This window comes from Malonomonas rubra DSM 5091 (genome assembly GCF_900142125.1).
In the GTDB taxonomy this organism is placed as follows: Bacteria; Desulfobacterota; Desulfuromonadia; order Desulfuromonadales; family Geopsychrobacteraceae; genus Malonomonas; species Malonomonas rubra.
Genome location: NZ_FQZT01000004.1, coordinates 211,039 through 226,744 on the forward strand (window position 1 = coordinate 211,039; position 15,706 = coordinate 226,744).

15 protein-coding genes and 1 pseudogene are annotated in these 15,706 nt (G+C 53.4%); 7 read left to right on the forward strand and 9 right to left on the reverse strand.

Annotation, left to right across the window (positions count from 1 at the left end):
- Positions 1 to 455: 455 nt before the first annotated feature.
- From BUB13_RS07700 to BUB13_RS07710, 5 genes and pseudogenes are all read left to right on the forward strand, one after another.
- On the forward strand, positions 456 to 1,976 hold the full coding sequence (locus tag BUB13_RS07700; protein WP_139249330.1) for a CHAD domain-containing protein: 1,521 nt from the start codon (positions 456 to 458) through the stop codon (positions 1,974 to 1,976).
- Positions 1,976 to 2,725, forward strand: coding sequence for a ParA family protein (locus tag BUB13_RS07705; RefSeq protein WP_072907530.1), 750 nt, complete (start codon positions 1,976 to 1,978; stop codon positions 2,723 to 2,725). Before BUB13_RS07700 ends, BUB13_RS07705 begins: the two co-directional genes overlap by 1 nt.
- Positions 2,725 to 2,895 (forward strand): hypothetical protein, encoded by a 171-nt coding sequence (locus tag BUB13_RS19045; RefSeq protein ID WP_167366808.1) that lies wholly within the window; start codon positions 2,725 to 2,727, stop codon positions 2,893 to 2,895. Before BUB13_RS07705 ends, BUB13_RS19045 begins: the two co-directional genes overlap by 1 nt.
- A gap of 23 nt (positions 2,896 to 2,918) precedes the next feature.
- Positions 2,919 to 3,029: pseudogene (locus BUB13_RS19505) on the forward strand (helix-hairpin-helix domain-containing protein); the annotation flags it as partial.
- A gap of 42 nt (positions 3,030 to 3,071) precedes the next feature.
- Positions 3,072 to 3,398, forward strand: coding sequence for a hypothetical protein (locus BUB13_RS07710; protein ID WP_244151848.1), 327 nt, complete (start codon positions 3,072 to 3,074; stop codon positions 3,396 to 3,398).
- Between the two features lie 55 nt (positions 3,399 to 3,453).
- On the opposite strand, the gene BUB13_RS07715 is transcribed toward BUB13_RS07710, so the two are convergent.
- From BUB13_RS07715 to BUB13_RS07750, 9 genes are all read right to left on the reverse strand, one after another.
- On the reverse strand, positions 3,454 to 4,110 hold the full coding sequence (locus tag BUB13_RS07715; protein WP_072907534.1) for an ABC transporter ATP-binding protein: 657 nt from the start codon (positions 4,108 to 4,110) through the stop codon (positions 3,454 to 3,456).
- Positions 4,107 to 5,273 carry an ABC transporter permease gene (locus BUB13_RS07720; protein ID WP_072907536.1) on the reverse strand — a complete coding sequence of 389 codons (1,167 nt, stop codon included), beginning with the start codon at positions 5,271 to 5,273 and terminating at the stop codon, positions 4,107 to 4,109. Before BUB13_RS07720 ends, BUB13_RS07715 begins: the two co-directional genes overlap by 4 nt.
- Entirely contained in the window at positions 5,270 to 5,629 is a 360-nt protein-coding gene (locus BUB13_RS07725; RefSeq protein WP_072907538.1) for a hypothetical protein, read from the reverse strand. Before BUB13_RS07725 ends, BUB13_RS07720 begins: the two co-directional genes overlap by 4 nt.
- Before the next feature lie 182 nt (positions 5,630 to 5,811).
- Entirely contained in the window at positions 5,812 to 7,557 is a 1,746-nt protein-coding gene (locus BUB13_RS07730) for a spermine/spermidine synthase domain-containing protein (protein WP_084091858.1), read from the reverse strand.
- Positions 7,558 to 7,605: 48 nt separating this feature from the next.
- Positions 7,606 to 8,397, reverse strand: a complete 792-nt coding sequence (locus tag BUB13_RS18520; protein WP_084091860.1) for a spermidine synthase family protein — start codon at positions 8,395 to 8,397, stop codon at positions 7,606 to 7,608.
- A gap of 69 nt (positions 8,398 to 8,466) precedes the next feature.
- Positions 8,467 to 10,188, reverse strand: a complete 1,722-nt coding sequence (locus tag BUB13_RS07735; protein WP_084091862.1) for a CehA/McbA family metallohydrolase domain-containing protein — start codon at positions 10,186 to 10,188, stop codon at positions 8,467 to 8,469.
- A gap of 362 nt (positions 10,189 to 10,550) precedes the next feature.
- Positions 10,551 to 10,859 (reverse strand): hypothetical protein, encoded by a 309-nt coding sequence (locus BUB13_RS07740; RefSeq protein ID WP_084091864.1) that lies wholly within the window; start codon positions 10,857 to 10,859, stop codon positions 10,551 to 10,553.
- Between the two features lie 57 nt (positions 10,860 to 10,916).
- Positions 10,917 to 11,411, reverse strand: a complete 495-nt coding sequence (locus BUB13_RS07745) for a SixA phosphatase family protein (RefSeq protein WP_072907540.1) — start codon at positions 11,409 to 11,411, stop codon at positions 10,917 to 10,919.
- The gene (locus BUB13_RS07750) at positions 11,408 to 12,982 is read right to left on the reverse strand and encodes a Ppx/GppA phosphatase family protein (protein WP_072907542.1); all 1,575 of its coding nucleotides are present in this window, start codon (positions 12,980 to 12,982) and stop codon (positions 11,408 to 11,410) included. The genes BUB13_RS07745 and BUB13_RS07750 overlap by 4 nt, the downstream gene beginning before the upstream one ends.
- A gap of 110 nt (positions 12,983 to 13,092) precedes the next feature.
- Between BUB13_RS07750 and BUB13_RS18915 the strand changes: the two genes are divergently transcribed.
- Both BUB13_RS18915 and ppk1 read left to right on the forward strand, forming a co-directional pair.
- Positions 13,093 to 13,266, forward strand: coding sequence for a hypothetical protein (locus BUB13_RS18915; RefSeq protein ID WP_153305033.1), 174 nt, complete (start codon positions 13,093 to 13,095; stop codon positions 13,264 to 13,266).
- Positions 13,267 to 13,425: 159 nt separating this feature from the next.
- The gene (gene ppk1, locus BUB13_RS07755) at positions 13,426 to 15,597 is read left to right on the forward strand and encodes a polyphosphate kinase 1 (protein ID WP_425269182.1); all 2,172 of its coding nucleotides are present in this window, start codon (positions 13,426 to 13,428) and stop codon (positions 15,595 to 15,597) included.
- Positions 15,598 to 15,706 lie beyond the last annotated feature (109 nt).

Genomic DNA, 15,706 nt, shown 5'->3' on the forward strand with positions numbered 1-15,706 from the left:
ATGTCAGGTTTCCAGCAGTGTGCAAATAAAAACATTTGACACTTTATACTTACAATGTGAGGAGCTATTTCCTCGTGAAATTAGTTTTTTAACGCAGCCTTGATTTTGTGACTGGCCGATGTATATACAATGTATATCAAGCCACGCACTTCTGTGTGGTTCGCAGTCACCCCGTAAAAGGAGGAAAAACGATGGCCAAGGCAAAAGCAAAAGCACTGAAAAAAGAAATCAAAGCTAGAAAAGCCAAAATCGCCAAGCAGGAAGGCAAACTGAAGAAGCTTAAGAAAGCTCTGAAAAAAGCCTGATTCCAGTTCAGGGGAGGTCGCAATTTTGTAGCCTCATCAATAAGGGCATTACGTATAGCGCGTAGTGCCTTTATTGTATTTTCCCGTTTATGCAGCTAAATCTTTGTGTATCTTTTTGTTGATGTTCTGCCGACAATTTTCAGAGGCCACATGACTTCAGCGACTTATTGGAAATTCACAACAGCTGTGACCCCTGCCGAAATAGAGCAGGCTTTGCCGAAAAAACTGCGTTGCCGTGTTCTCGAGAAGAGCAGTCGGGGACTGATTGTGCTGGACGATTTTCACTGGCATATCTGGCAATCAGGTGGTTTGCTGACTGCCGATCCGCAGCAGGGACTGCTGAATTTGTCGATCGCAAAAGAAATCCCTACAGTTCCTTATTCGCCTGAAAACCGTTTCTGGTGGCAACTTCCTTCCGGTGCTCTGAGTGACCACCTCCGTGAACTTCTCGATCTGCATGCTTTTGTCCCGAAAGCGGAATGTCGCCTGATCAGTGAGCCCCTTGCCATCATCAACTCCGACGAAAAAATCGTCACCCGGGTCAAGCTTCTGACCCTCAATGGAGAGAATTTGCCGAGCAGCACTTTTGCCGAGATCTCTCCATTGCGCGGTTATGGAGACGATTACACCGTCACCCTCCAAGCGCTGTCTCTGCTATCGTCGGTCGAGGTTGAGTCGTTTGATCTCAGGACCCTGCTGCTTGCCGGCGGATTGCATATTGATCCCCCTGATGAAAAAGACAGCTTTCTTCTCAACCCTGCAGAGCCGGCGGAAGCGGCGATCTGCAAAATGGCAAAGCGGATGCTGGTGACGGCGCGGCAGTACGAGCAGGGGATTGTTGAAGATATCGACACCGAGTTCGTGCACCAGTACCGGGTTAATATCCGCAAAAGCCGGTCGTTGATCAGCTTGTTCAAAAAGACATTGTCGAGCGAGCGGTTACAGGCTCTCAAAACCGAACTTAAGGTCCTTGGAAGCCGCACTAACGACCTGCGTGACCTTGATGTTTTCCTGCTCGATGAAGATTATTACCGTGAGATGCTGCCAGCTGAACTGCAAACTGGCATGACGCAGGTTTTCACCCGGATCAAACGACGGCGGACGATGGCGTTGAAGAAGGTTGTTGCCTCGCTGCAGGACGATGCCTATCAAGCCGAAGTCGATCACCTGTTTGAATTGTTCGATACCGAGCCGGATTGGCTCAGCAAGCAGTCTCAGATGCCAATCCAGCAGTTGGTCGCTAAAAAAGTACTGGCCCAGTACCAGCGGATCTGCGCCAATGGCGATATCATTGATGAGCAGACGCCGGACGAAGCGGTGCATGACTTGCGCATCGAATGCAAAAAGCTGCGCTATCTGCTGGAGCTTTTCAGCGAGCTGTTCGGCAAGAAAAAGGTCAAACAGCTGATTCGTCACCTTAAAGGCCTGCAGGACAACCTCGGCCGTTTCAACGATTTTTCCGTTCAGCGCGAGTTTTTGAGCGGACTTGGAATCGGCAAAACCATTTCTGCAGAGCAGCTGGCCAGCATCAATGGCCTGACAGCGGTGCTGTTCAATAAGCAGCTGCATGAACGCAGTCTGGTTGTAGCCAATATCGACAAGTTTACCGCGCCCGGGGTCAGAGACGAATTCCAACAAATTTTTGCCCTGAGTGACGAGGAGTCATCCTGATGAAAGTTCTTGCCTGTTACAGTATCAAAGGGGGCGTCGGCAAGACCGCCTCGGCAGTCAACCTGGCCTACTGGGCGGCCAAATCCGGTTATCGTACGTTGCTGCTCGACCTCGACTCGCAGGGGGCGTCATCCTTCTATTTTCGTGTTAAATCACCGGTCAAAAAGAACTGGGGCAAGCGCCTGCTGAAAGCTTACGGGGAAGTTCTCAAGCAGGTGAAAGAGAGCGATTACAAGAACCTCGATGTGGTCCCGGCGCACCTGTCGTTCCGTAATTTCGATATCCTCCTTGATGAAATCGGCAAGCGCAAGAATCGACTCAGCCAGGCTCTCAAAGGACTGAAAAAAGAGTACGACTTGATTATTCTCGATTGTCCCCCAACCATCAGTCGTCTGGCGGAGAATATCTTCAACGCGTCCGATATCGTGCTGGTTCCGGTGATTCCGACCACACTTTCCGAGCGCACCTTCGAGCAGTTGCTCAAATTTTTCAAGCAGCAGGATTACAGCCGCAAAAAGCTGTTGCCGTTTTTCACCATGGCGGATGGGCGCAAACAACTACACCGGGAAACTGCCACAGCTATGCGCAAGCGCTATAAGTATTTCCTCAAGCACGCCATCCCTTATTCGACTGATGTCGAAAAGATGGGGAAATACCGCGCGCCGATTGATATTTTTGCTCGCGGGCGACTGGCGAATAAATCCTATTTCGCTTTGTGGAAAGAAATCGAAAGCAAGCTGGAGGGATGATGGAAGAAAAAAAAAGCAAGAAAACTAAAAAAGACAGTCAGCTGGTGATCCGCATTAACGGTGAGCAGCGTGACCAGTTCGTTGACCTCTGCGAAGAATTGGATACCAGTGCTGCGCGGGAGATCCGCCGCTTTATCAAGCAGTTTTTACAAACTAACGGGAACGCATAGATATTCACGACAGGAGGACACTCATGGCGACACCAATTACAGAGGTTAGCGGCATCGGCCCCGCAACCGCAACTATTCTGGCCGAAAATGGGATCACTACTGCTGAAGAGCTGGCGACACAGACTTTGCGCCAGGTTGCCTCGATCAAGACTTTCAGCGAAATCAGGGCTGCCCGGGTGATTGATGCTGCCAAGTCTCTGCTGTCTGCGGAAGCGGCGCCGGTTACAGAAGCGGCGAAAACGGTGGAGAAGGCTGCAACGAAGGAAAAAGCCGAAACGAAACCGGCGAAAAAAGCCGATAAAAAGAAATCGAAAGAAAAGATAAAGGAAAAGAAAAAAGACAAGCCGAAAGAAAAGAAGGCGAAGAAGGAAGAAAAGCCAGTTAAAAAGAAAAAAACAGATAAACCGGCGAAAAAGAAAAAAGATGACAAGCCGGATAAAAAAGTCAAAAAATCCGTTAAGGATAAAAAGGATAAAAAGTCTGATAAGAAGAAGAAAAAGTAATAAAACGGCCCCTGATTTCAGGGGCCGTTTTTATGTTGAACTAGGAAGTTGTTGGTTATGAATGAATCAGCCCGTCTCGAATCTGGATAGCCCTTTCAGCGCGGGCAGCAAGTTCCGGGTTGTGCGTAATCATGACTGTTGTCAGCCCGTTTTCGCTGAGGCTGCGCAGGATCTTGTAAATCTTCTCGCTGTTTTCGGTATCGAGGTTGCCGGTCGGCTCGTCAGCCAGCAGGATCTCGGGCCCATTCACCAGGCCTCGCGCGATGGCTGTGCGTTGCATCTCCCCGCCGCTGAGTTGGGCCGGCGAATGATCGAGCCGGTGCTCGAGACCGACCAGTGCAGCCAGTTCAAGAATTTTGTTGCGATCTGCCGATTTTTTGCTGAACAGCAGCGGCAGTGCAATGTTGTCGAACACGCTGAGGCGCGGGATCAAATAGAATTGCTGAAAAACAAAGCCGATTTTCTCACGCCTCAGTTTCACCAATTTGTTTTCCGCTAGACTGGAGGCTTTTACGCCATCGAACAGAACCTCTCCCTTGCTCGGTTGGTCGAGGCAGCCGAGGATGTGCAGCAGGGTGGTTTTACCCGCTCCCGAAGGACCGGTGATCGCCAGCAGCTCACCAGCAGCAATACTGAGATCGACGCCGCGTAACGCGTGGACCTCCTCGGCCCCCCTGCGGTAGTTTTTTTCGATCTGTTTGAGTTCAATCATCCTTTAATCGCCTCGATAGGATTAATTTTCGCAGCTTTCCAGGCCGGGTAAACCCCGGCAGCAATACCGATGATAAAGATGAACAGCACGCTGCCCGCGGCAATTTTCGGGTCGAAGCTGATCAGCTCGCCAGATGGAACATAGGGCACCACCGAGCGGACAAAGGTTTCGATCAGGCGCGAGCCGAGCACCGAGAGGAAAATGCCGATCAGCCCGCCGACCAGAGCAATGATTGTCGTTTCTTCGAGGATGATGCGGAAGATGTCGAAGCGCGAAGCTCCGACCGCGCGCATCATGCCGATCTCCTGGGTGCGCTCGAAAACCGCCATCAGGATCGAGTTCATCACGCCGACGGCACTGATCAGGATTGCGATCAGCACAATCGACAGGCTCAGTGCTTTGGCCGAAGCGGCCAGGTTGGAGATCGAGTTCATCACCTCGCCCATGGTCACGATCTGGATGCCGGGAACAGCGGCTGACAGCGATTCGATAATTTCAACCATTTTGGACGGATCATCGACCTTGACACCGATAGCGGTCGCTGCCGAAGGGTGATCGAGCAGCGCTTGCGCGGTTTCGATCGGCAGGTAGACAAAGGCGTCATCCTGACTGCCGGTCAGGTTGACAATCCCGCCGACAATCAGTGTTCTGCCGTCTTCGGTTGTTCTGAGGGTATCTCCAGGCTGCAATTTTTCATGTTGGGCAACTTCATACCCGAGCAGGACTTCGTTCTCTTGCGTGGGAGTTTTGCCGTCGATCTGCCATCCCGGTTTGATCGCTGACAGCGCAGCCATGTCGACGCCGTAAATCAGGTCGATCTTGCCTCGCTGTGGATCGGGCAACTGGGCGACCAGGATCGGTGTCGCCAAGCTTATGCCACTGGTGGAGCGAACATGCTGCATCACCTTGGTATCGAGAAACTTGGGAATCACCGCCCCGTGCAGAACCAGTGAGGCGACCTCGTGAGCGCAGCCGGAAGGAACGATCATGAAGTGCAGCCCGGTTCGTTCGAGCTCTGTTTCCAGTCCCTGGTTGAAGCCCTGGTTGAAGGAGAGCACCGAGAACAGCACGCCGACCGAGGCGGCCATGCCAAGCATGGTCAGAATACTGCGGGTGCGATGCCGTAGCAGGTTCTGCCAGGAAAGATTCAGAAAGCCGCTCATTTCACTTCGACTCCGTCAGCGACAAGGTAAAGGCTCTGTTTTTCTCTGGAAACGACGCCACTGACACTGACTTGCCTGCCCGGCAGAGATGGCAGGGTGAACTGGTTTTTGGCAAGGTCGATATAGATCTGTCCACTGCCGTCATGAAGGAAAAACCAGCAGCCGTTCGATTGGCATTGAGTGACGATGTTGCCCTCAAGCTGGACCTTCTGGCCGATTAACTGCGGCTGCAGGAAGACGTCCTTGACCTGAACCTTTTGCGCATCGTGATCGACACCGGCGCCATACTTTTCACCGCCGCAACCGGCGAGAAAAAGAGTGACGAGGAAGATGGCTGTCGCCAGAATTTGTTTCATCGGCAATATCCTCAAAATGGTTGGAAGATAGTGCCAATATATAATTATTTAGCTTTATAGTCAAGAATTCTGTATCGCAAACTGTCTCTTCTTTAAGGTTAAATATGTTATTTTGTGCGGCAGGGAAAAGGTTACGACCCGCAACGATTTTACTGTCTGCTAACTCAAACGGCTAAAATCTGTCAATTAGTGCTGCTGAAAAGTTTTGATCTCAGCATGTAGGCCTCCCGGCGCATCGGGTTGGCGCGCACCAGATCTGTCAGCAGCTGGTAAGACGCGTCCTGATCGATTGGGTAGATCTCGTAAGCTATCGACAGTAGCGGGAAATAAGCGGCGGAAAAATCCCTGCTTTCGCGCACGACATTAAGCAAAGGTTTCCGCGCCGATTCATATAGTTTCCTGACATCTGTTGTCTGTTCGATCTCCATCCCTGCCCGCAAAAAATTGTTTCTTGCCACCCAGTAGGCACTCAGCCTTTCCGGTGCCAGGTAATCTTCTTCCGTGACGTATTCAGCCACGATCTCTTCGGGATCAGCGGGTGAGAGTTTTTCGACCAGCGCGACAAGACGATCCTGCACTGGTTTTTGCTCCGAGTAGACAAAAGCCGGTGCCCGGAACAGCACCAGGGGGTGATCGTCAGTATTCAGTGGGCTGTCGGCACAGAAGGTTCTGAGCTGCTCACTGCCGGCGAGGAAGGTACCAAACAGACTGTAGTAACTGTCAAATCGCAATGGCAAAACTTTTTCTCTGATAGCCGGGTCCTGCATTTTGTCGCGGAACCAGCGCTCCGGGTATCGCAGCTTTTCATTTGCACCGATCAGGCCGATGATCGGCTGTTGCAGGCTGAAATGTGCCAGGTAAGCCTGACTATTGGGAAAGACTTCCAGGAAGCTGCGCATGATGATTTTCAGGGTGTCGGTGTCGAGTTGGTAGAGCGGTAGCCATTGGCAGAAAAGCCCTTCCTGATTGAGCCGGTTTTTCACCGCTGCGAAATGCTCGATCGTGTAAAGATAGCCCGCCCCGTCACGAGCCGGATGGAACAGGTCGGCAACCACGACGTCGTATTTTTTCTCGCTCGCAGAGACATAGCGCCGGGCATCTGCTGCGATGATTTTCAGGTTCTCAGCCTTGCTGATCTCCTCGTTTGCCTTTTTGAAGTAGGGGATCGCTTCGATCACTTCAGGGATCAGTTCTACCCCGTCGGCCTGTAAATCAGGGTAATTCGCTGCTCCGGCAAAAGTCATCCCGGTGCCGAGCCCGAGAAACAGCGCTGATTGCGGCTTCTTATGCAGAATCAGCGGGATCTGGGCCTGGCGCAGATCGGAATAGATCGATCCGGTACCACCCATCTGGAAACGGTTGTTGACTTTCAGATGTAAACCCTCCTGTTGATCTTTCACGACCGTTACCGAGGCCATCACTCCATCCTGATGAGAGATGATGCTGTTCCCTTCCGGCATGTCGACTAAACGGTAGTCGAAGGGACTGACCAGAAGCAGCGCGACAGCTGCTATTGCTGTTGCGGTCAAAGGCAGAAGGTTGCGGAAAAGGCGGGGCAACAGGAGCAGGTAACCGACAGCGATCAGCAGCAGGATAATTTTCAGGCCCAGCAGGGGGAGTAGCAAAACGCCGAACAGCGGTGGCGCCAGGGCACCGCCGAGGGTGTTCAGGCAGAGGGCCCGGCCAACACCGCCATCCGCGCAGCGCAGATGCTGTGCCAGGTGGCTGAAGGTCGCTCCCATGAACAGAGTCGGTAGCAGGAAAACACAGAGGGCGATCAGCAGTTCCGCGGAAATAGCGCTGCCGAATCCATCACCGATAAAACTTTGCAGTGCTGAAAAAAGCCGAGGTATGAAGCGCAGCAGGTAGATGCTTGTCAGGCAACCCAGAGCTGTACCGGTGAGCAGGAATACCAGGCCTTTGTCCAATTCGAGCTTATGCTGCCGGCGTTGGTAGAGGGCCGCTCCACAAGCGGTTCAGAACAGGTACGTCAGCAGCATGCCGGCAAAAGAGAAAACTGTATTTTCGAGAATCTGGCTAAGCGCTCGAACCATGATCACTTCGAATCCGATCCCCAGCAGGCCGGTTATCAGCAGAACAGTATAAAGGCGTATAGATGATGTTGGCGTTTGCTCCGAGGTCATATCGATATTGGTTGTGGGTGCCTTCTGTTTTACCCAGAGAACCGCCAGCGCCCCGCAGATATTCAGCAGTGCCAGCAGAAGAGACGTGGATGTCATCCCCATGGCTGGCAGCAACCAGAAGGTGACCAAGAAAGTTCCTGCCATAGCTCCCAGGGTATTGACGCTGTACAGACCGGCGACCCGCTCTCCCTGCTGTAGGCGAGTGAAAAAGCGATCCATTGCCGGCAGGGTCCCGCCCATGGCCGCTGTGGCCGGCAGCAGGAGCAGGAAGGGGTAACCGAACGCGAGGGACCAGTGCCAGAGAGGAGCAGGAGAAATGCCGATCAAGCTGGAGATAGCGGGGGTGGCCGAGGGCAGGATGAAGACCAGGAGGATTGCCCAAACACCGATTGCCAGTTCAAACGCAGCATACCAGCGGGCCGGATTTTTACTGCGACTGACTGGGTGATCGAAGCCCCATGCGCCGAGGGCGATACCGCTGAAAAAGGCGCTGACCACGGCCAACATGCTGATGATCTCGTGGCCGAGGCCGACCGAGAGCATCCGTGTCCAGAGAATTTCATAGCCGAGGCCGGCGACCCCGGAGAGAAAAAACAACAGGTAGAGCAAAACCCGGTATGACATAGTCTGATTCCCTGCAGAAAGAAAAATGAGGGGGCACGTGGCCCCCTCAAAAATTGCAAATAAAACCGCTTATTTTTTGTGGTGTTTGTGGTGCTTGTGCTTTCGGTCTTTGTCGACAACGTCGATGAAGATCGGGTTGCTGTAGAACCAAAGGTCAGCATAGGCCTCAGCAACTTCGTCGAGCTTGCTGTTGGTGGCAATGGTGGTGCCTTCGATCAGCTTGGCTTCCAGTTCCTCAGCGTCCATGGTGGCGTAGAGTGCATCGCTCGCTTCGTAGTCAGCCAGGGGGTTGCCAGCTTCATCGGTTTCAAACGGAACACCAGCAGGCATGTTGGTGCCACGCAGGCGGACGAACATCGGCTGGTCGGCTTTCAGCTTGGTGACGAAGGTCATGTAACCATCTTTGTCGATGCCACCGCGGCGCTCGAAGGTGGCGATGACTTTTGCATCGGTTTGATAATCGGTGGCGACAACGTCCTCTGCGTTGCTCATCGGCACGTTACCGGTAACGGTCGCAGCGATCAGGTCGATGTGGTCGAGTACCGGCTTGTTGAGTGGTTGCGAAATGCCGATCTGAGCCAGGGACGGATTTTCGAAATCGAATGGGCAGTTGTTGGCTTCCGCCGGATCATGAACTTTAATCTTGATCTTGATCAGGTCACCCTTTTTAACGACCAGAGTTTCGCCCATCATTGCCTTGTTGTGCTTGCTTTGCGCGGTGAACTCCAATTCGTCGATCAGGTCACCTTGTACGTTCCAGGAGTTACCGGAGCGGTTGCCGTCGAATACGGCCTGAATTTTATCTTCAGCATCGGTATCGATGTAAGTGTAGTTCTTCTGGTACTCGCCCGGCCAGAAGTCGGAACCGCCGGTCGACCAGTGGTTGTGGTAGTCGGAGCTGGCGAAGTTGTAGAATTTGCGACCTTCAGCCAGCAGGCCGTCCCAGAGACCGCCGACCTGGGAAACGAAGAAACCGGTACCGCCGTAAGTGCCGCCACCGAGGGAGCCACGGCTGAAGCCACGATCGCCGGAAGTCTGGTGCCCCGGAGCTCCTTCGAAACCGATGGCGACGTCAGGGCCGGCGTCCATCCAGTTGCGGAAGTCTTCGATCAGGTAAGACCATGCGCGCTCGACGTGAGCTGGAACCACCCAGGCATCACCGAGACCTTGGTCTTTCATTGCTTGCATCCACTTGACGCCGAGGATTGCATCCTCTTTGTCGTCGTTGGTTTTGCTCAGAACGTCGCCCAAAAGCCCGATTTCGCCATCACGGCTGGTGTCGTCATCGCTGCGGTCGAAGCGATATTCGAATTCGCTGATGGCGGTGGCAGTGCCGTCATACTGGTGGATCGCAGTGGAGCAGTGCTCGTGGCCCGGAACATTCTGCTCAAGACCGCTGATAACGGTCTTGTCCGGGTAGTTTTCGCGGGTCATCTTGATGTCCGGGTAGACAAAGTCGCGAAGGCTTTGCCAGCGCCACATTTCCTGGTGACCGCCGCTGTACTCGGCATCGCCGAGGATCGGATTGATCGGATAAACAGATGTATCATCCCAGTAGTTGCCATTGCCGTCACGGTTACGCTCGCCGCCGTGCTCGGAGTTGGCCCACCAGTCGAGGCCGTAGTTGGCATTTTCAGCCATGACCTGCATGAACGGGTAGCTGCCATCGGTGTAAAGGCTGTGCTGGTGGAAGTCACCGGCCTGATACTCGCCAGCCGTTGCGCTGGCTGCTCCCATGGCGATGAACATCGATGCCGCCACGGCAATCTTCTTTATTGCTGCTTTCTTCACTTCATCCTCCGTTAGTCATTTAAAATTTGTGGGTTGGCTGCTGCTGTTTGCTCTGCTTCTTTGCAAAGTCCGGACTCTTCCCTTGCGGGATGCTATAGCGTGTTGAAGTATTGAGGAGTTGTGTTAACGAAACTTTGCAGGGAGATTATTTGTGGGTGAGCAGTTGGGCTAAAGTTTTTCGTGCTAAATAAAGGCTTATAAACAAGAAGAACAGTCTCTGAGGAAAGCTGACATTTCCGGCTTGTTGGTCGTTGTACGATGTTGTCTTTGGAACAGTCGGGGCAGTGCTCTTCGGATAGCACATCGGCCCCCGAAAAGCCTTTTCGGGGGCCGATGTGATGCAGCTATTGTCAGCCTGCTAATTATTTTTTCTTGTAAAATGTCCGTACGTATTTTTCCAGCGCGGCCAATCTTGGGTCGGTCGGTGGCAGCAGTTTGCCTTTGAGGGCGTCGCGAATGCAGAAGTTCATAAATTCCTGTAGCATTTCAGGAGAGTATTCTCCGGCCCTATCCAGGCCGCTGCCGTTTTTGTGACAGCTGGCGCAACTTTTTCCACTACTGCCGAGAGTGGTGTCATGAAAAAGGCGTTTGCCTTCATCGACGCCAGAGCCGATTGCAACGCCGCTGAACAACAGGGGAATGAAGACGCTTGAAATTAGGAATATTCGCATAAAAATCACCTTTGCTAGGGCATTCATGTCTCTGACAAGAGAGTTACCGTTCCCGTCTCAAAATGGTTTTTTGGGGTAGTCGTATCGAACCAACTGGGCACAGCCTTCCGTGGTCACAGCCCAGAGGTCGCAGGCGAGTTCCAACTCCAATATTCCACAGGTAGGCAGCCATTCCGGGGCATCGTCGGTGAACCACTCTCCCAGCTCGGAAAAGCCGGGATTGTGGCCGATCAGGATAATGTCGTCGTACCTGTCATCAAGTTGCTGGATCAGTTCGAGCAGGGTTGCCAGTTCGGCATCGTAAATCTGCTCGCGGAAAACGATATCGCCTGCAGCGTAGCCGATCTGTTTGGCGATCCGCTTGGCCGTCTGCCGGGCGCGTCTGGCCGGGCTGCTGATGATCAGTTCGGGGGCGCAGCCACGTTCAGCCAGCCGTTTGCCCATCAGTGACGCAGCTTTTTTGCCCCGTTCGTTGAGCGGCCGATCGAAATCGGTGTTTGCACTGGAATGCCAGTCCGACTTGGCGTGCCGGATCAAGGTCAGTTTTTTCATTGCACGGTCACCGTTTTCACCTTTATCCGGTAACCGAAAACATCGCTGAATAGATCTCCTTTGGTTTCAGCGCCATAAGCCTCAACTGAAAGATCGCTGTTGCCGCTTAATGTGAGGGATAGGCTGGTCTTGTCGAGTTGGCAGTCAAGGTCAGAAATTTGTCGGTTGCGGCGCCGGTCAAGGCCGTCGGCCAGTCGCAGGACAGCCCCGAGCTGTCGCACCAACAGCCGATCCTCTTCGGACAGAACGCAGAAATTGCTATGGCTTTTTTTCGGTTTTGCTTTGCGGTGATAGCGGGCCAGGTTGGCGATGATCTCACGCTCGCGCGGAGTGAAGCCGAACAGGTTGGCGTGGCGAATCAGGTGGTAGCTGTGTTTGTGGTGTTGGTGGTAGCTGATGAAATAGCCGATGTCGTGCAGCAGGGCAGCGGCTTCAAGCAGCTCGCGCTCTCTTTTGCCCAGACCGGACAGCGGGGCGATGGTGTCGAAGATCTGGCATGCGAGTCGACAGACCTGCTCTGAATGCTGCTCATCGAAGCGGCAGGAACGGGCGAAGTCAATCACGGATTTGCGCCAGTCGCGTGGCTGTCTGGTGACCGGCAGCAGCCCCCGTTTTTGCAGGCTCTGCAGAATCAAACCCTCTCGGATGCCTTTGGCGTTGATCCGCAGCAGGTTGGTTTTGCTCCGTCGCATCAGTTCATCGGTCAGGACCATGCCGGCGATGATGATATCGGCCCGTTCGGGGCTGAGGCCGGTAATGCTCTGCCGCTCCTTCTGGTTTTTTCGCGTCAGCATCGCCAGCAGGTGGACGACCTCGGAGTGCAGCACTTCGTAACGATGCACCGATTCGTAATCTTCGCCACGCATCGCCATGACCATCGAACCGATGTTGGTCATGGTGCCGCCGGAGCCCACCAGACAGCTGACCGGCAGGCCGTCACCGATGCCAGCCTGTTTCAGCGATTTGCGGATATATTTGCGTAACTGTTTAAGCTCCTCTTCACTCGGCGGGTTGCTGTGGATGAATTTTTCCGTCAGAAAAACAGCACCCAGCTCCAAGGATGTAACAGTTTCAGTGTGGCGCCCCGAGGCGATGACGATCTCGACGCTGCCGCCGCCGATGTCGGCCACGGCAAAGCGCTGCTTTTCCATGGCGAAGTTGTGGTGCACGCTCAGGGTCGCCAGATCCGCTTCGACATCACCGTCGATCACTTTGATTTCGAGCCCGGTTGCATCTTTTACTGCACGGATAAACTGGTCGCGGTTGTTCGCTTTGCGCACTGCGCTGGTAGCGACAACCTCGACCATCTGTGCGCCCAGGCCCGAGATGATTTTGCACATCCGCTGCAGGGCCTCGATCGCCCTCTGCTGTGCTTCTGGTGAAATAATTCCGCTATTATTCAGACCTTCGCCGAGGCGCACCTGCGCTTTTTCGTCATCCAGAATGCGAAAACCTTCCTGTGGGTCGACTTCTACAACGATGCAGCGGAAGGAGTTTGTACCGATGTCGATCGCCGCAAGTCGCGGCGGAGCGGCGATGGTCAATGGAATTCTGCTGACTGATTCTTTCATCTACTCGTCCTGCGATCCGGCCTTGTTAAATGCGACCAGCTTGGTTAGTATTTATTTCTGGTATAACAAAGTATATACGATTTTGGGCAACTTTTTTTGGAGGTGCAGCGATGGGCTGTCTCAAAGGTAAATCCGAGGTCAAACAGAAAAAAGCGAAATTCGAGTGCGAAAAATGTGGTGCCATGGTCGAGAAAAAAGGTCATGTCTGCAAGCCGGTCAACGTTGAAAAGTGCAAAAAGAATTCGCATGCGGATAAGTGTAAATGCAGCAAGAAGAAAAAATAGTTATTTTTTTGTGAGCTAATCTTGACTGCACGAGTTGGATAACGCTCATCCTTTGCTCATATTTGTCAATTAATATTCCTCAGTTATGCTTTAGTTCTGACGTTGAGGAGTAGGCGAATGATTGATTTTATCGATTCTGAGCAGGATGGGGAAATGCATATGACAGCAGCCGGAATTGCGTCGGCAGGAACTGGTGAGGAGACGGTGCCGAAAATCGATTTGAACGACCCTAGCCTCTACTTTAATCGGGAGCTGTCCTGGCTCAAATTCAACGACCGGGTTCTGTTCCAAGCCTCGGACAAGCGTAAGCCGCTATTGGAGCGCCTCAAGTTTCTGGCGATTGCCGGCTCTAACCTGGACGAGTTTTTCATGAAGCGGATCGGTGGCTTCAAGCAACTAGTTGCCGCCAATGTGCAGGAAACAACGGTCGATGGACGTACTCCGCAGCAGCAGGTTGATGAATGTTGTGAGGCCGTACAGAATTATTTTCGTCGCAAAGAGAAGGTCTTCGATGATCTTCTGGCCGATTTGGTGAAAGAGGGGATCGAGCTGCTGCACTATGTTGAGTTAAGCGACGAAGAGCAGTCGGTTTTGCGTGACGATTTTTATGACAACATTTTTCCGCTGGTGACACCACAATCGGTTGATCCGGCGCACCCTTTCCCTTTTATTTCAAATCTTTCGCTGAACCTGTTGGTGTCATTACGTTACCCGGGAGAAAAGGAAGAGGCTCTGGCTCGGGTGAAGGTGCCGGTTGGGGCTGGAGCCAACCGCTTTCAGCAGATCGGTGACAGTCACCGATTCGTCCTGCTGGAAGAGGTGATGGAGCACAACCTCGACTTGCTCTTTCCCGGTATGGAAATTCTCTCCTGCGAGTTGTTCCGCGTGACGCGGAATGCCAACACGAGTAAAGAGGAAGAGCACGCTGACGATCTGATGGAGATGATCGAGACGGCGCTGCATCACCGCAAATTTGCGCCGATTGTGCGGATTCAGATTGAGCCTGATATGGGGCCGCAGCACCGCGGGCGTCTGGCCTCAGAACTGGGACTGGATGAAGAGCGGGATGTTTTTGTTTCTCACTGCATGCTCGGCTTGCGTGACCTCTGGGAACTGTACCGGCTTGAGCTGCCAGAGCTGAAAGAAGTACCGCACCATCCGATTGATCATCCACAGTTGAGCAAAGATCGCAACATCTTCCATGTCATCCGTGATCAGAAAGCGATCCTGCTGCAGCACCCGTATGAGTCGTTCTCGTCGTCCGTCGAACGTTTTCTTTACGAAGCGGCCACCGATCCGAAGGTGCGCGGCATCAAGATGACCCTCTATCGAACCGACCCCGACAGCCGGATTATCGATTACCTGATCCGCGCGGCACAGAATGGCAAACAGGTGGCGGCTGTTGTCGAGTTGAAGGCGAGCTTTGATGAGCAGGCCAATATCAAGCTGGCCAGCCGGATGGAAGAGGCGGGCGTCCATGTCACCTACGGCGTGGTCGGCCTGAAAACTCACGCCAAGGTGATCCTGGTCATACGCCAGGATTATAAAGGTTTGCGCCGCTATGTGCACGTCGGTACCGGTAACTATCACCCGGGAACCGCGCGACTCTACTCCGATCTGGGGATGTTCCTGTACGACAAAGCCGTAGGGCGCGATGCGACCGAGCTGTTTAATTACCTGACGACCGGTTTTACCCCCAAGCGCAGCTACTCTCAGATGCTGCCGGCGCCGAAGATTCTGAAGCGGGCTCTGCTCGACAAGGTGGAAAGGGAAATAACTGTCCATCAGGGCGGCCAGCCCGGCCTGATCCGCATGAAGATGAACGCACTTGAGGATATCGATATCGCGCGTGCCATTTATCAGGCATCGCAGGCGGGAGTGAAGGTCGAGCTGCTGGTCCGCGACAGCTGCCGGGTGCGGCCCGGACTGCCCGGTTTGTCGGAGAATGTCCGCGTGCTTTCCATCGTCGGTCAGTTCCTTGAGCACGCACGTGTCTTCTATTTCCGCAATGGCGGCGAAGAAGAGTTTCTGATCGGTTCTGCTGACGCCATGAAGCGCAACCTCGAACACCGGGTTGAAACCCTGGTGCCGGTGCCGGAAGGGCCGCTGCGCGAACAGGTCCGGGAGTTTCTCGACCTGCAATTTGACGATCGGGTCACTGCCTGGGAGTTGCATGCGGACGGCGAGTACAAATTGGTCAACCCGAGCGCGCGCAAAGGGCAGGATGGCTGCCAGGAAAAACTGATCAAGCTGGCGGATAAACGGCAGCATGAAGTTCAGCGGTTGCGCAAGCGTAAGTCGCGTCAGGCGGGTGAGCGGAACCTGAAATAACGTTGAGTCTGCATTGCTCGGGAATAAATTATGTTGCAAACAAAAGGGGGCTGCCGAAAGGGCAGTCCCTTTTTTGCGGCCGAATAAAAGCGATATCAGGGTCGCATGA

Bases quoted from the DNA above. Each gene is read 5' to 3' on its own strand.
- BUB13_RS07700 (WP_139249330.1), top strand. From the start codon at position 456: ATGACTTCAGCGACTTATTGGAAATTCACAACAGCTGTGACCCCTGCC.
- BUB13_RS07705 (WP_072907530.1), top strand. From the start codon at position 1,976: ATGAAAGTTCTTGCCTGTTACAGTATCAAAGGGGGCGTCGGCAAGACC.
- BUB13_RS19045 (WP_167366808.1), top strand. From the start codon at position 2,725: ATGGAAGAAAAAAAAAGCAAGAAAACTAAAAAAGACAGTCAGCTGGTG.
- BUB13_RS07715 (WP_072907534.1), bottom strand. From the start codon at position 4,110: ATGATTGAACTCAAACAGATCGAAAAAAACTACCGCAGGGGGGCCGAG.
- BUB13_RS07720 (WP_072907536.1), bottom strand. From the start codon at position 5,273: ATGAGCGGCTTTCTGAATCTTTCCTGGCAGAACCTGCTACGGCATCGC.
- BUB13_RS07725 (WP_072907538.1), bottom strand. From the start codon at position 5,629: ATGAAACAAATTCTGGCGACAGCCATCTTCCTCGTCACTCTTTTTCTC.
- BUB13_RS18520 (WP_084091860.1), bottom strand. From the start codon at position 8,397: ATGTCATACCGGGTTTTGCTCTACCTGTTGTTTTTTCTCTCCGGGGTC.
- BUB13_RS07740 (WP_084091864.1), bottom strand. From the start codon at position 10,859: ATGCGAATATTCCTAATTTCAAGCGTCTTCATTCCCCTGTTGTTCAGC.
- BUB13_RS07745 (WP_072907540.1), bottom strand. From the start codon at position 11,411: ATGAAAAAACTGACCTTGATCCGGCACGCCAAGTCGGACTGGCATTCC.
- BUB13_RS07750 (WP_072907542.1), bottom strand. From the start codon at position 12,982: ATGAAAGAATCAGTCAGCAGAATTCCATTGACCATCGCCGCTCCGCCG.
- BUB13_RS18915 (WP_153305033.1), top strand. From the start codon at position 13,093: ATGGGCTGTCTCAAAGGTAAATCCGAGGTCAAACAGAAAAAAGCGAAA.
- ppk1 (WP_425269182.1), top strand. From the start codon at position 13,426: ATGACAGCAGCCGGAATTGCGTCGGCAGGAACTGGTGAGGAGACGGTG.